General features: G+C 68.1%; 12 protein-coding genes. 3 read left to right on the top strand and 9 right to left on the bottom strand.

The window, feature by feature from the left end; genetic code table 11:
• Positions 1 to 98: 98 nt before the first annotated feature.
• The 7 genes from bamA to pyrH form a co-directional block, all read right to left on the bottom strand.
• Positions 99 to 2,495: an outer membrane protein assembly factor BamA gene (gene bamA, locus ACFWZU_RS01435; RefSeq protein WP_439699626.1), complete on the bottom strand. Its 2,397-nt coding sequence runs from the start codon at positions 2,493 to 2,495 to the stop codon at positions 99 to 101.
• A gap of 156 nt (positions 2,496 to 2,651) precedes the next feature.
• On the bottom strand, positions 2,652 to 3,998 hold the full coding sequence (rseP, locus tag ACFWZU_RS01440; RefSeq protein ID WP_439699627.1) for an RIP metalloprotease RseP: 1,347 nt from the start codon (positions 3,996 to 3,998) through the stop codon (positions 2,652 to 2,654).
• A gap of 39 nt (positions 3,999 to 4,037) precedes the next feature.
• Positions 4,038 to 5,228, bottom strand: coding sequence for a 1-deoxy-D-xylulose-5-phosphate reductoisomerase (locus ACFWZU_RS01445; RefSeq protein WP_439699628.1), 1,191 nt, complete (start codon positions 5,226 to 5,228; stop codon positions 4,038 to 4,040).
• Complete coding sequence (locus ACFWZU_RS01450; protein WP_439699629.1) at positions 5,225 to 6,046, bottom strand: phosphatidate cytidylyltransferase; 822 nt, start codon at positions 6,044 to 6,046, stop codon at positions 5,225 to 5,227. Before ACFWZU_RS01450 ends, ACFWZU_RS01445 begins: the two co-directional genes overlap by 4 nt.
• 25 nt (positions 6,047 to 6,071) lie before the next feature.
• Positions 6,072 to 6,794, bottom strand: coding sequence for a polyprenyl diphosphate synthase (uppS, locus tag ACFWZU_RS01455; RefSeq protein ID WP_439699630.1), 723 nt, complete (start codon positions 6,792 to 6,794; stop codon positions 6,072 to 6,074).
• A gap of 224 nt (positions 6,795 to 7,018) precedes the next feature.
• Positions 7,019 to 7,576: a ribosome recycling factor gene (frr, locus tag ACFWZU_RS01460; RefSeq protein WP_439699631.1), complete on the bottom strand. Its 558-nt coding sequence runs from the start codon at positions 7,574 to 7,576 to the stop codon at positions 7,019 to 7,021.
• 165 nt (positions 7,577 to 7,741) lie between these two features.
• Entirely contained in the window at positions 7,742 to 8,464 is a 723-nt protein-coding gene (pyrH, locus tag ACFWZU_RS01465; protein ID WP_439699632.1) for a UMP kinase, read from the bottom strand.
• A gap of 122 nt (positions 8,465 to 8,586) precedes the next feature.
• Here pyrH and ACFWZU_RS01470 point away from each other — a divergent pair, with 122 nt between their 5' ends.
• Positions 8,587 to 8,973 (top strand): VOC family protein, encoded by a 387-nt coding sequence (locus ACFWZU_RS01470; RefSeq protein ID WP_439699633.1) that lies wholly within the window; start codon positions 8,587 to 8,589, stop codon positions 8,971 to 8,973.
• Positions 8,974 to 9,224: 251 nt separating this feature from the next.
• On the opposite strand, the gene tsf is transcribed toward ACFWZU_RS01470, so the two are convergent.
• Complete coding sequence (gene tsf / locus ACFWZU_RS01475) at positions 9,225 to 10,109, bottom strand: translation elongation factor Ts (protein ID WP_439699634.1); 885 nt, start codon at positions 10,107 to 10,109, stop codon at positions 9,225 to 9,227.
• Positions 10,110 to 10,169: 60 nt separating this feature from the next.
• Positions 10,170 to 11,054, bottom strand: a complete 885-nt coding sequence (gene rpsB, locus ACFWZU_RS01480; RefSeq protein WP_439699635.1) for a 30S ribosomal protein S2 — start codon at positions 11,052 to 11,054, stop codon at positions 10,170 to 10,172.
• Positions 11,055 to 11,359: 305 nt separating this feature from the next.
• Between rpsB and map the strand changes: the two genes are divergently transcribed.
• Positions 11,360 to 12,124, top strand: a complete 765-nt coding sequence (gene map / locus ACFWZU_RS01485; RefSeq protein ID WP_209616282.1) for a type I methionyl aminopeptidase — start codon at positions 11,360 to 11,362, stop codon at positions 12,122 to 12,124.
• 297 nt (positions 12,125 to 12,421) lie between these two features.
• The gene (glnD, locus tag ACFWZU_RS01490; protein ID WP_439699636.1) at positions 12,422 to 14,989 is read left to right on the top strand and encodes a [protein-PII] uridylyltransferase; all 2,568 of its coding nucleotides are present in this window, start codon (positions 12,422 to 12,424) and stop codon (positions 14,987 to 14,989) included.
• Positions 14,990 to 14,999 lie beyond the last annotated feature (10 nt).

The following is a 14,999-nucleotide window of genomic DNA, read 5'->3' on the forward strand; positions in this document are numbered from 1 at the left end:
GCGGACGGGATGGCGGTCGTACGGGGTGCGCCCCTGCAGGGGCGCCCAAACAAAACGCGGCCCGAAGGCCGCGTTCCAGGGAACCGTTTTACCTGAGGTCAGAACTGGCTGCCGAAGGTGAACTGGATGCGTTCCTCGTAGTGGCGATCGATCGGGTTGGAGCGGATCGGCACGGCGAAGTTGATGATCAGCGGACCGATCGGCGCCTGCCACTGCAGGGCGATACCGGCAGAGGCGCGCAGGTCGCTGGCGTTGAAGGCCTGGTAGTTGCGGAAGGCATTGCCGACGTCGAGGAACGCCGACACGCGTGCGGTGTTGATGTCCTTGAGGAACGGCAGCGGGATGAACACCTGGGCCGTGCCGAGCACCTTGAACGCGCCGCCGATCGGCTGGGCGTACTGGTAGTAGCCGCTGCTGCAGGTGCCGTTGGCGTTGGGCGTGCTGGAGGCGCCGGACGCGCCGATGCACACCTTCGGGCCCAGGGTGTTGTCCTGGAAGCCGCGCACGTCGCGCACGCCGCCGGAGTAGAAGTTCTCCCAGAACGGGAAGTCATACGGCTGGCCGGCGTCGAAGTCGCCGAAGGTGCGGCTGTAGGTCTGGTTGCCGTAGCTGTCGCCGTAGCCGACCTGGCCGTCCAGGTACAGCACGAAGCCGCCACCGACCGGCCAGTAGTGGTTGGCCTCGCCCATGAACTTCCAGTACTGCACGGTCGAGCCGGGCAGGGCCACTTCGGTACTGGCCGAGAGCAGGCCGCCGCGGGTGGGCGCCCAGTAGCCGTTGCGGGTGTCGTGGTTCCAGCCCAGCGTGCCGGTCCAGGTATGCACGGTCCGGTTGCCGATGGCGTTCTGGTAGTCCACCAGCACCTGCGGGGTGATGCCGGGGTAGGTGTTGATCTTGTTGCTGGACAGGCCCAGGCCCACGCGCAGGCCGTCGGTCTCGCTGATCGGGATGCCCAGGTAGGTGGAGAACGCCTTGGTGCTGTTCTCGTAGTTGGCGAAGTCGGTGTTGCCGTAGTCGGTCTTCGAATAGCTCGCGCTGTAGCCGATGCCGACGTTGTTGTCGGTCAGGTAGGGGTTGTAATAGCTGGCGGTGACGCGCGAGTAGTAGGAGCTGTGCTCGGCGCCCACGCTGAAGCTGTCACCGGTGCCCAGGAAGTTGTTCTGCGACACCGAGGCGTTGAGGATCATGCCCGAATACTGCGAGTAGCCCACGCCGAACATCAGGCTGCCGGCGGACTGCTCTTCCACCTTCACGGTGACGTCGACCGCATCCTGCGTGCCGGGCACGCGCTGCTTGTCGACGTCGACCTTCTTGAAGTAGCCCAGGCGCTGCAGGCGGATCTTCGAACGGTCGACCGCGGCCTGCGAGTACACCGTGCCCTCGAGCTGGCGCATCTCGCGGCGCAGCACGTCGTCCTCGGTGCGGGTATTGCCCTGGAACACCACGCGGCGCACGTACACGCGCTGGCCGGGTTCGATGAAGAAGGTCATGTCGACGGTGCGCTTGTCCTTGTCGAGCTTGGGCACCGGGGTGACCTTGGCATAGGCATAGCCGATGTTGGCCAGGATGCCCTTGATCGCGTCGGAGGTCGCCTCGACCCGGGCGCGGTTGAAGGTGTCGCCCTTCTTGACGAAGACCAGCTTGCGAAGCACGTCTTCGGGCAGGATCAGCTCGCCGAGCAGGTGCACGTCCGAGACGGTATAGACCTCCCCTTCCTTGATGCTGGCGGCGATGTACATCGCGCGCTTGTCCGGCGCGATGGTGACCTGGGTGGAGTCGACGCCGAAGTCCGCGTAGCCGCGGTCCATGTAGTAGGACTGCAGCTTCTCCAGGTCGCCGGAGAGCTTCTCGCGCGAGTACTGGTCGTCCTTGGAGTACCAGGACATCCAGTTGGAGGTGTCCGACTCGAAGTCCTCGCGGATGTCCTTGTCGGTGTAGGCGGTATTGCCGACGATGTTGAGCTGCTTGATGCGCGCGGCCTTGCCCTCGCGGATCTCGATGTCGATCGCCACGCGGTTGCGGTCAAGCCGGGTCACGTGCGGGTCGACCGAGACGTTGTACTTGCCGCGGTTGTAGTACTGGCGGATCAGTTCCTGCTGCACGCGGTCCAGCGAGAGCCGGTCGAAGGTCTCGCCCTCGGACAGGCCGATCTCCTTCAGGCCCTTGCGCAGGTCTTCTTCCTTGATGTCCTTGTTGCCGCGCAGGGTGAGCTTGGCGATCGAGGGCCGCTCGACCACCTTGATCACCAGGATGCTGCCCTCGCGGGAGAGCTCGACGTCGCTGAAGAACTTGGTGTCGTAGAGGGCGCGGATGGCGCGGGCGGCCTCTTCGTCGGTCAGGCGGTCGCCCTTGTTGACCGGCAGGTAGTTGTAGACCGTGCCGGCGGAGATGCGGTTGAGGCCATCGATACGGATGTCGGAAACGACGAACGGCTCGAACGCCAGGACGTTGGCGGAGAGGGAGGCAAGCAGTAGCAGGGCGGCGATACGCTTCATCGTCGATTCCGGTGGGTTATTCCGACGGCCGGCCGCGAGGCCGTTCCAGCATGGTCTGAAGGGAAAGGGCCAGACCCCGTCCCGGAATGCACCCGTGCGCCGTGGCGGGCGTCACTGCCACGACGTGGCCGATGGCCGCGGGGAAGAGCGCGCGCGTCACGAGAGCAGGGTGCGGTGTATGTCGTTGTAGAACGCCAGCCCCATCAGCGTGAACAGCAGAACCAGGCCGATGTACTGGCCGATCACCTGGGTCCGCTCGCTCACCGGGCTGCCTTTGACCAACTCGATAAGGTAATACAGCAGGTGACCGCCGTCCAAGACGGGGATCGGGAGCAGGTTGAGGATGGCCAGGCTGAGCGAGACCAGCGCAAGGAAGTTGAGGAACCAGGGCAGGCCCATTTGCGCCGACTGGTTGGCGACCTGGGCGATGCCGATCACGCCGGACAGGTTCTTGGTCGAAGCCTCGCCGCTGACCATCTTGGCGATCATGGTGAACGTCTGGCGGGTGCTGTCCCAGGTGGAATTGAGCGCTGCGCCCAATGCCTTGACCGGGCCGTAGCGCCGCATCGCGCTTTCGCCGGGTAGCGCGCCGATGCCGACCGACCAGCGCGCGGGCTCGCCCTGGAGCGATTCGTAGCGGGCGATCACCGGCAGGTGCAGGGTCTGCGGGCCGCGACGCACGGTCACATCCAGCCTGGGCGACTGCGTGGCTGCCTCGCGGATTGCCTTGGCGAACGCCTCGAAATCGGCCACCGGCTTGCCGTTGACGGCAAGCAGCACGTCGCCCGGTCGCATGCCCGCCTGCGCGGCAGGCTGGCCCGGGATCACCGTGGCGGCGACCGCCGCCGGCGGCGCCAGCTTCAGGCCCAGTTTGTCGAAGTACTTGTCGATGCTGCGGCCGGGCACCAGTTCCTGCAGCGGCAGCACGACGTCGCGCTGGCTGCCGTCACGGCCCTTGACCACCAGGGGCAGCGGTTCGCGGCCGAGCAGGGCGGTGGCGATGTCGTCCATCGCGTCGCTCATGGTGGCCACTGGCTCGCCGTCCACGCGCAGCAGGCGGTCACCCGGCTGGATGCCCGCGGTCGCGGCCATGCTGCCGGGCGTGGCGGTCACCACCGGCGCGGCGTCCGGCCGGCCCAGCATGAACATCAGCCACAGTGCCGCCACCGCGAAGATCAGGTTGAAACCCGGGCCGGCGATGACGATGGCGATGCGCTTCCACACGCTCTTGCTGGTGAACTCCACATCGCGCAGCGCCGGGTCCACGTCGCCCTCGCGCGCATCGAGCATCTTGACGTAGCCGCCCAGCGGGATCATCGCGACCTGGTACTCGGTGCCGTCGCGGCCGATGCGCTTCCACACGGCGCGGCCGAAGCCGACCGAGAAGCGCAGCACCTTGACCCCGCAGCGGCGCGCGACCCAGTAATGGCCGAACTCATGGAAGGTCACCAGCACGCCGAGCGTGACCAGCAACCAGAACACCGAGCCGAAGAAGGGATTCATCTGGAAAAACCTGGGGATTTCTTCTCGAGTCCGAGCTTATCAGCAAGCCGTGCGCAACTTGCGCCGCGCCACTGAACGTGCCTGCGCGTCGCGTTCGCGCAGCGTCTGGACATCGACCACGGGCTGGGCCGGCAGTTCCGCAAGCACCCCCTCGACCAGGTCGGCGATCGACAGGAACGGCAGCGCGCCGGCCAGGAAAGCCTCCACCGCGACCTCGTTGGCGGCGTTGAGGACCGCGGGGGCGTCGCCACCCTCGCGCAGGGCGGCAAAGGCCAGCGCCAGGCAGCGGAAGGTTTCCAGGTCCGGCTTCTCGAAGGCGAGCGGGGCGCAGGCGGCCAAATCCAGCGGTGCCACGCCCGCCTCGATCCGCTCGGGCCAGGCCAGCGCATGGGCGATCGCCGTGCGCATGTCCGGATTGCCCAGTTGGGCGAGCACCGAGCCGTCGGCGTACTCGACCATGGAATGGATCATGCTCTGCGGGTGCACCACCACGTCGATGCGCCCGGGCGCGGCACCGAACAGGTGGTGCGCCTCGATCACTTCCAGGCCCTTGTTCATCAGGGTGGCCGAATCGACCGAGATCTTGCGGCCCATCACCCAGTTGGGGTGTTTGCAGGCCTGATCCGGCGTAACGCTGGCGAGCTCGGCACGACTGCGGCCGCGGAACGGACCACCCGACGCGGTCAGGATCAACCGGCGTACCCCGTGCGCATCGAGCTCCGGCCGACCGCCCGGCAAGCACTGGAAGATCGCGTTGTGTTCGGAGTCGACCGGCACCAGCTCGCCGCCGCCTTCGCGCAGCGCGGCCAGCAGCAGCGGCCCGGCCATCACGATCGATTCCTTGTTGGCCAGCAGCAGGCGCTTGCCGGCACATGCGGCGGCCAGCGTCGACTCCAGCCCGGCGGCGCCGACGATCGCGGCGACCACCGTATCGCACAGTGGCCCGGCCGCCGCCGCGGCGATCGCTGCGGCACCGCTGGCCACCTCGCACTGCACGCCGGCGGCGGCGAGCTGGCGAGCCAGGGCGCCCTCCATGGCCGGATCGGCCACGATCGCCAGCTCCGGCCGGTGCGCCACGCAGAGCGCCACGAGCGCCTCGACGTTGCGGTTTGCTACCAGCACGGTGGCGCGGAAGCGCTCCGGGTGGCGGGCGATCACGTCGAGCGTGCTGCCACCGATCGAGCCGGTGGCGCCCAGCACGGCGACCCGGCGGGCTACGACGTTGCTCATAGGCCGAGCAGCAACTTGCCCAGGGCGAAAACCGGAACCGCAGCGAACACGCTATCCATGCGGTCGAGCAGGCCACCGTGGCCGGGGAACATGCGGCCGGAATCCTTCACCTGGGCGTGGCGCTTCATGAGGCTTTCGACCAGGTCGCCGACGATCGAGGCCGCCACGGTGAGCACCGCCAGCAACGCCAGCGCCAGCAGGCGCCAGCCCTGCACCCCGAGCAGCATGCCGCCGACGACCGCCACCAGCGCACCGGCAACCAGCGCGCCATACGCGCCAGCCCAGGTCTTGCCCGGACTGATGTTGGGGGCGAGCTTGCGCTTGCCCAGGAAGCGGCCGCTGAAATAAGCGCCGATGTCGGCCGCCCACACGAGGAACAGCGTCAGCAGCGTCCACCAGTGGCCATTGGGCTCACTGGCGTGGATCGTCTGCAGCCCCACGAATGCCGGAAAGGCCACCAGCGCGCCGGCGGCAAGCTTCAGATTGCGGTTTTCCGCGGTCGGTGCGGCGGCGAAGGCAAAGTTTTTCAGCCACACGCAGGCCAGCGCCCACCAGGCAGTCCCCGCGACCAGTGCCGGCCACGTGATCCAGTCGCGTAGCCACCACAACAGCGCGAACACCACCAGCGCCACCCCCAGCAGCAGCGCACGCGCCGGCCGGTTGCGCAGCCCGGACAGGCGCGTCCACTCCCACAGCCCGGCAAGGAATGCCGCCATCACCACGAGGGCGAACAGCCAAGTCCAACCCGGCGGCAGCAGGATCACCAGGATCGCCAGGGGCGCGAGCAGCAGGGCGGTGAGGGTGCGTTGGAGCAGCATCGAGGATCCTTGGGTTATCGACCGATCATACGGATCGGGCGACCTGCTCGCCGGTCTTGCCGTAACGGCGTTCGCGGCGGGCAAAGTCCTCGATGGCGCGGGCCAGGCAGGCCTGGTCGAAATCCGGCCACAAGGTGTCGGTGAAGTAGAGCTCGGCGTAGGCGAGCTGCCAGAGCAGGAAGTTGCTGACGCGCACCTCGCCGCCGGTACGGATGAACAGGTCCAGCGGAGGCAACTCGGCCAGCGACGTATAGCCGCCCAGGCGCGCCTCGTCGAGGTCCTCCAGGCGCAGCTCGCCCTGTGCGACCGCGATCGCCGCCTGGCGTGCGGCATGCACGATGTCCCAGCGGCCGCCGTAGTTGACCGCCACGTTGAGCGCGAGCTTGAGGTTGTCCGCGGTTCGCGCCATCGCCAGCTCCATGCGCTTGCGCAGTTCGGCGTTGAAGGCGGTGAGGTCCCCGATGAAGCGCAGGCGCACGCCCTGCTCGTGCAGTTCGTCCACTTCCTTGTCCAGCGCGCGCAGGAACAGTTCCATCAGCGCACCGACTTCCTCATCCGGACGGCGCCAGTTCTCGCTGGAGAAGGCGAACAGGGTCAATGCCTCCACGCCCTGGCGCAGGCAGCCTTCGACGACCTCGCGTACGGCCTTGCGGCCGGCGTTGTGGCCGAAGCTGCGCGGGCGCAGTCGCGCCTTCGCCCAACGGCCGTTGCCGTCCATCACGATGGCGATGTGGCGGGGGATGGTCATGGGTGCGCGCGGCTGGATCCTTCTCCCCTCCGGGGAGAAGGTGGCCCGAAGGGTCGGATGAGGGGCTGGGGCTCGCGGGGAAGGCTGCGTGCGCCAACTCCGGAGAGAGCTTCCCGCAAGAGCGGCCCCTCACCCCGGCCCTCTCCCCCTGCTCTCACAAAAGACGGGGCAGAGGGAGCAGTGCGAGAGGCGTGCGGAGTGTTCATGGCGATGAGCGGAGCCGCTCAAATGGCCATCAGCTCGTCTTCCTTGGCCTTGACCACGGCATCGACTTCCTTGACGAAGCGGTCGGTCAGCTTCTGGATCTCGTCGTCGGCGCGGCGCTCGTCGTCCTCGCTGATCTGCTTGTCCTTGAGCAGGTCCTTGACCTTCTGCATGGCATCGCGGCGGATGTTGCGGATGGCGATCTTGGCGTTCTCGCCCTCGTGCGACACGTGCTTGGCCAGCTCCTTGCGGCGCTCCTCGGTCAGCGGCGGCATGTTCAGGCGGATCACGGTGCCGGCGGTGGTCGGCGTGACGCCGATGTCCGAGGCCATGATCGCCTTCTCGATCGGCGCCACCATGCTCTTCTCGAACGGCGAGATCTGGATCGAGCGGGCGTCGGCCAGCGACACCGAGGCGACCTGGTTCAGCGGCATGTCCGAGCCGTAGTAGGGCACCTTGATGTGGTCGACCAGCGCGGTGCTGGCACGGCCGGTGCGCAGGCGGGTCAGGTCGTGCTTGAGCGCGTCGATGCTCTTGCCCATGCGGGTCTGGGCATCGGTCTTGATGTCGTTGAGCATGGGGGTCACCCGGCGTTGCGTGAAGCTGGAAAGTATAGCAGCGTGCACATGTCGACGGCCCGGCCCGTGAACTCCTTGCAGGCGCGCACCTGTGCGCGACCGCCATGCTCATCCGCACGGGATGGCCGACCTTGCCGGTCGCGCCCGCGGGCGCTCGTCGGAAGATCAGCTGGCGGTGACGAGCGTGCCGACCTGGGCGCCCTGCATGATACGCATGAGGTTCCCCGGCACGGTCATGTCATAGATCCGCAGCGGCATGCCGTGGTCGCGGCACAGGGCGATCGCGGCGGTATCCATTACCTGCAGGTTGCGCTGGATGACCTCGTCGTAGGTCAGCTGTTCGTAGCGCGTGGCGCTGGCGTCGCGTGCGGGATCGGCGGTGTACACGCCATCGACCTTGGTGGCCTTGAGCAGCAGGTCGGCGCCGATCTCCACCGCCCGCAGCGCGGCGGCCGAATCGGTAGTGAAGAACGGGTTGCCGGTGCCCGCCGCGAACAGCGCGATGCGGCCCTTCTCGATGTGGCGGATGGCGCGGCGGCGGATGAAGTCCTCGGCCACGTCGTGGATCTGGATCGCGCTCATCACGCGCGCATAGCCGCCGCGCTTCTCGATCGCGTCGGCCATCGCCAGCGCGTTCATCACGGTGGCGAGCATGCCCATGTGGTCTCCGGTCACCCGGTCCATGCCGGCCGCCGCCAGGCCTGCGCCGCGGAAGATGTTGCCGCCGCCGATCACCACGCCCACTTCCACGCCGGCCTTGCGCACCTCGATGATCTCGTTGGCCAGCCGGCCGATCACCTTCGGGTCGATGCCGTAGTCCGCCTCGCCCATCAATGCTTCACCGGAGAGCTTGAGCAGGATGCGGCGGTACTTGGGCTGGTCGCTCATGGGGTCTCCGGATTGTGGGTAAACCGGCATATTGTAGCCGCGCGGCGGTACGACGTCAGGCGCAGGGCGCGCGAACGGGACGAATCGTTCATGCTGCAGAACCGCCAACCTCTGGAGTTCCCATGCACCTCGGCGCGATCGCCTTGCTTGTACGCGACTACGACGAAGCCATCGCGTACTACACCGGTTCCCTCGGCTTCACGCTGATCGAGGACTCGCCGCAAGGCGCAGGCAAGCGCTGGGTCATCGTGGCGCCGCCGGGATCGCTCGAAACGCGTCTGCTGCTGGCGAAGGCTGCCAATCCGCAGCAGTTGCAGGCGGTGGGCAATCAGTCGGGCGGACGTGTTTTCCTGTTTTTGCACACGGCCGACTTCCACGCCAGCTATCAGGCGATGCGCGCCAAGGGCGTTCGCTTTTGTGAAGAACCACGCGAGGAGGCGTACGCCACCGTCGTGGTGTTCGAGGATCTCTACGGCAACCGCTGGGACCTGTTGCAGCCGCGGGGCTGAGGGGCGCGGCGGTCACGATGGGCGGAAAGGGCGAATGCCCGTGACCGCGAGTTCGCCAGAGGCGAGCCTCGCATTGCGGGACACCTGAGCCCCGAGAACCCCGTCGGAGCGCACCATGTGCGCGACCGCAGGCCGCACCATGCCGGTCAGCCTGCAACGCGCGGTCGCGCCTGCACGGGCGCCGCTTGGTCGGGTGAAGAACAAAAAAGGCCGCGGTTGCCCGCGGCCTTCTTCAGCGATGCAGATGGCGCTTAGGCCAGACCCGCCTGCTTCATCACTTCGGCGTGGAAATCCTCTTCCACCTTCTCGATGCCTTCGCCGACGGCCAGGCGCACGACCTGCTGCACGTCCGCGCCTTCCTTCTTCAGCGCGTCGCCCACGGTCATGTTGGTGTCCAGCACGTAGGCCTGGCCCAGCAGGGTCACTTCCGAGACGATCTTGTTGATCTTGCCGGAGATGATCTTCTCCAGGATCTCGGCCGGCTTGGCCTTGTCCTTGTCCGACATCTGGCTCAGCGCGATTTCTTTTTCCTTGGCGATGAAATCGGCCGGGACGTCATCGGCGCGCACGTACGGCGGGTTCATCGCCGCCACGTGCATCGCCACGCCCTTGGCCAGCTCCTCGGAGCCGCCCTTGATCGCCACCAGCACGCCGATGCGGACGCCGTGGACGTAGCTGCCGATCTTGCCGTCGGTGGTCTCGACGCGCGCCATGCGGCGCACTTCGATCTTCTCGCCGATGGTCGCGACCAGGCCCTTGGCGGCCTCTTCCACGCTGCCGGCACCCGGGTAGGCAGCACCGTTCAGCGCGGCCACGTCGGCGGCGCCGGACTTCAGCGCGACGTCGGCGACGGTGTCACTGAACTTCACGAAGTCGGGGTTCTTGGTGACGAAGTCGGTCTCGCAGTTGACCTCGACCAGCACGGCCTTGCCGTTGTCCTGGGCAGTGACCACGCGGCCTTCGGCGGCGACGCGGCTGGCCTTCTTGTCGGCCTTGGCCAGGCCCGACTTGCGCAGCCATTCCATGGCGACGTCGATGTCACCGTTGTTTTCGACCAGCGCCTTCTTGCATTCCATCATGCCGGCGCCGGAGCGCTCGCGCAGCTCCTTGACCAGTTGTGCGGAGATATTGCTCATCTTGAATCCTCGAATCTTGGTGTGCCGTGGCGGCCGGGCCGCCACGGCAGCGTGAAAGGCTTACTCGACGGTTTCGGTCGATTCGCGACCGCCACGGCCGCGGCCGCCGTCGCGACGCGGCGCGCCGGCGCCCTTCTTGGCCGGGCCACGGTTGTCGCGCTCGCGACGGGCCGGGGCGGCCTTGCGCTCGTCCTTGGCGACCGGGTTGCCTTCTTCGTCCAGCTCGACGAACTCGTTGGCGTCGCCGTGGGCGGCGTCCGGGGCGGCAGCCTTGCCTTCCAGGATCGCGTCGGCGGCGGCACGGGCGTACAGCTGGATCGCGCGGATCGCGTCGTCGTTGCCCGGGATGGCGTAGTCCACCAGTTCCGGGTTGTAGTTGGTGTCAACGACGGCGATCACCGGGATGCCGAGCTTCTTCGCTTCCTGCACGGCGATGTCCTCGTGGCCGATGTCGACCACGAACAGCGCGTCGGGGAGGCGGTTCATGTTCTTGATGCCGCCGAGCGAATTCTCGAGCTTGTCGCGCTCGCGGCGCAGCGAGAGCACTTCGTGCTTGACCAGCTTGTCGAAGGTGCCGTCGGTCTCGGCCGCTTCCAGCTCCTTCAGGCGGGCCACCGACTGCTTGACGGTGCGGAAGTTGGTCAGCATGCCACCCAGCCAGCGGGCGGTGACGAACGGCATGCCGGCGCGGGCGGCCTCTTCGGCCAGCGGCTCGCGGGCCGAGCGCTTGGTGCCGACGAACAGGATGGTGCCGCGCTTCTGCGCCAGGCCCGACAGGAAGTTCATCGCGTCGGTGAACAGCGGCAGGGTCTTCTCGAGGTTGATGATGTGGATCTTGCCGCGCGCGCCGAAGATGTACGGGGCCATCTTCGGGTTCCAGTAGCGGGTCTGGTGACCGAAATGCACGCCAGCTTCAAGCATCTGGCGCATGGTGACTTGTGCCATGGTGGTGTTCTCGATTGTTGGGCCGCCAAGCAAGCGACCCGGGGGTTGGGACCTCCACGCATCCCCGGCTTCGACCACGGCCGCCTTGAAAGACGGGCCGCGGCACCCCGAAGACGGTGCCGATACGTGTGTGGCGTTGGTTGGGCTTGGCACCGCGTGGGCGCTACAATCCCGTTTCGTCTTGCGCCGTGGACCTTCTCGTAAGGACTTCAACGGCTTGCAAAACCGTGCAATTGTAGCCGGTGCGCCGGCTTCGCGGCAAGCAGCCGGCCCCCGGCGCTGCCGCCCCCTCCAAAGCGGATTCCATGGCCATTACCCTCAAATCTCCCCAGGATCTCGAAGGCATGCGCGTCGCCGGCAAGCTGGCGGCCGAAGTGCTGGCGCTGCTCAAGGAGCACGTCAAGCCAGGCGTCACCACCGAGGACCTGGACCGGATCGCCTACGAGCACATCGTCAACGTGCAGAAGGCGGTGCCGGCCAACGTGGGCTACAACGGCTTTCCCAAGACGCTGTGCACCTCGGTCAACCACGTGATCTGCCACGGCATCCCGACGCCGGGCAAGGTCCTGAAGGACGGCGACATCATCAATCTGGACGTCACCGTCATCAAGGACGGCTGGCACGGCGATACCAGCCGCATGTACTTCGTCGGCACGCCGTCGGTATTGGCAAAGCGTCTGGTCGAGACCACCCACGAAGCGATGATGCGGGGCATCGAGCAGGTGCGCCCCGGTGCCCACCTGGGCGACATCGGCCACGCGATCCAGAAGCACGCCGAGGCGGCCGGTTTCTCGGTGGTGCGCGAATACTGCGGGCACGGCATCGGCAAGGTCTACCACGACGAGCCGCAGGTGCTGCACTACGGCAAGCCCGACACCGGCGTGGAGCTGAAGAAGGGTATGACCTTCACCGTCGAGCCGATGATCAACGCCGGCAAGCCGCAGACCCGGCAGCTGCCGGACGGCTGGACGGTGGTCACCAAGGACCACTCGCTCTCCGCACAGTGGGAGCACACCGTGGCGGTGACCGACGACGGCTTCGAGATCCTGACGCCGTGGCCGGATGCCTGAGGCAAGGCGGCCCCCATCCGCCTGTCTGCGCCTTCCCCCGTGAACGGGGCAAGGCTCGATAGGTGGGTGTGCGGCAGGTGGGGCCTCGCCTCGCCCGCACAGCAAGGCCCGATAGCCCGGTGCGCGTCACGTGATCCTTCCCTCGCCCGCGGGGGAAGGTGCCCGAAGGGCGGATGGGGGAAGCCTCGCGACCATGCCTCATCCACCGCTGGCCGTTAAGCTTCCCGGGTGACCATTCCACCCACCCTTCCTGCACTTCCCCGCCTACCCCCGGCCGTGCCGCGCTCGGGCGTCTCGGTGGAAGCCCGTCGCGCCCTGCGCCAGCTGCTTGAAGACGTCGACCGCGCGCTGACCGCCGCCTTCCGCGACGGTGTCGACGCCGGCGCGCTCGCCCGGCGCCGCGGCGAGGCGGTCGCGCGCGTGGTCGCCCACGTCTGGACCGCCTGCCTGGGCGAGGTCGACGGCGCGGCGCTGTTCGCCGTCGGCGGCTTCGGCCGCGGCCTCTTGTTCCCCCATTCGGACGTCGACCTGCTGGCGCTCGTGCGGGAGGCGCAACCGGCCCGCCTGCGCGCGCTGGAGCAATGCTTCGCCACGCTGTGGGACGTCGGCCTGAAGGTCGGCCACGCCGTGCGCGATCCGCTGCAGTGCCGCGCGCTCGCCGCGCAGGAAGCCAGCGTGTTCACCAGCCTGCTCGACGCGCGCCGGCTGGCCGGCGACCCGGCGATGGACGCCGAGCTGCAGGCGATCGTGGACGACCCGGCGCTGTGGCCACCGTCCGCCTATCTCGCCGTGCGCCTGGCCGAGCGCGACGCACGCCACGCGCGCTACGACGACACCGCCTACAACCTCGAACCCAACATCAAGGAAGGCCCCGGCGGCCTGCGCACGCTCGATGCGCTGCGCTGGCTCGGCAAGCGCCTGGCGCATGCCGACGGTTTCGAGGCGATGGTCGGCGAGGGCCTGCTCGATCCTGCCGAGTGCGCCACCCTGGAGCAGTCCGAAGCGACCCTGCGCCGCTACCGCTACGCGCTGCACCTGGAAGCCGGACGCGCCGAGGAGCGGCTGCTGTTCGACTACCAGCGTGCGCTCGCCGCGCGACTGGGCTTCGTCGACGAGCACGCCACCAACCTGGGCGTGGAGCAGTTCATGCAGGGCTACTACCGCGCCGCGAGCCAGATCGAACGGCTGGGCGTGCAGATCGTCGAACGCTTCGAGGAAATGCTCGAACCGGCCGAGACGGCGGCGCCGGTGGGCGAGGACTTTCTGCGCTACGGCTCGAGGCTGGCCGCGCGCGACCCGGACGTGTTCCTGCGCCGCCCCGCTGCGCTGGTGGAGGCCTTCTTCGCGCGCCTGGACGAGCCCGGCATCGTCGGCTTCACCGCCGACACCATGCGGCGCATCCATCAGGCCACTGCGCAGCTCGACGGCGCGCTGGCCGATGATAGGGAGGTACTTGCCGCGTTCCTGCGCCTGCTGCGCCAGGGCGCCCGCTCGGTGGACGCCTTGTGGCGGATGAACCGCCACGGCCTGCTCGCCGCGATCCTGCCCGCGTTCGGCCGCGTGTTCGGGCGCATGCAGTACGACCTGTTCCACGTCTACACGGTCGACGAACACACGCTGCGCGTGCTGCACAATGTCGCGCGTTTTGCCGACCCGGCCGCGCAGGCCGAATTCCCGCTCGCGCGGGAGATCTGGCCGACGTTGCCCACGCCCGAGGTGCTGCTGCTCGCGGCGCTGTTCCACGACATCGCCAAAGGCCGCGGCGGCGACCATTCGCTGTTGGGCGAGGAGGAGGCGCGGGCGTTCTGCACGAAGCTCGGGCTGCCGCCCAACGACGTCGAGCGCGTGGCCTGGCTGGTGCGCCACCACCTGCTGATGAGCGTCACCGCGCAGCGCCAGGACATCACCGACCCGGACGTGGTCGCGCGCTTTGCGCAGGTAGTGGAAAACCGCGAACAGCTCGGCCAGCTCTACCTGCTCACCATCGCCGACATCATCGGCACCAGCCCCAGGCTGTGGAACGGCTGGAAGGACCGCCTGCTGGCCGACCTCTACAGCGCCACGCGTTACGCCCTGCGCAGCGACGTGGAACTGCCCCGCGACGCCGCCACCCGCGTGCGCGAATGCCAGGAGTACGCGCTGCCGTTGCTGCAGGCGGACGGCTTCGACACGGCCACCGTCGGGCGCGTGTGGGCCGGCTTCCCGCAGGCGAGCTTCCTGCGCCACCGGCCCGAGCAGATCGCCTGGCAGACCGCCGCGATCCTGCGAGCCGACGGCGTGCTGCCGCTGATCGCGGTGCATCCGCTGTCGGTGCGCGGCACCACCGAACTGTTCGTCTACACCCCCGACCGCGACGGCCTGTTCGCCACCGTGACCGCGATGCTCGATCGCCTGCGCCTGTCGGTGCTGGAGGCGCGCGTGCTGGTTTCGCCGAACGGCATGGCGCAGGACACATTCCTGCTGCTGGACACCGACACGGAGCAACCGGCCACCCCGGCGCGCGCCGACGAACTCCAGCAGCGCCTGGCTCGCGCGCTGGCGCAGACCGTGCCGGTACACCCGGCGCGACGCAGTGCCTCGCGCCAGCTCAAGCATTTCCAGATGACGCCGCGGATCGGCTTCCATGCCGCCGGCGGCCGCACCCAGCTGGCGCTGGTGTGCACGGACCGCCCCGGCCTGCTGGCTGCGGTGGCGCAGGCGATGGTCGAGGCGCAAGTGCGCGTACACGACGCGCGCATCGCCACCTTCGGTGAGCGCGTGGAGGATTTCTTCCAGCTCACCGACCGTCATGACGCACCGCTGGACGACGCGCAGCAGGAGCAGTTGCGCCGGGCCTTGCTGGCGCGCCTGGGGCAGGGCGGCTGAGAAGCCCCTG

The organism is Frateuria sp. GZRR33 (assembly GCF_051900425.1).
GTDB lineage: Bacteria > Pseudomonadota > Gammaproteobacteria > Xanthomonadales > Rhodanobacteraceae > Frateuria_A.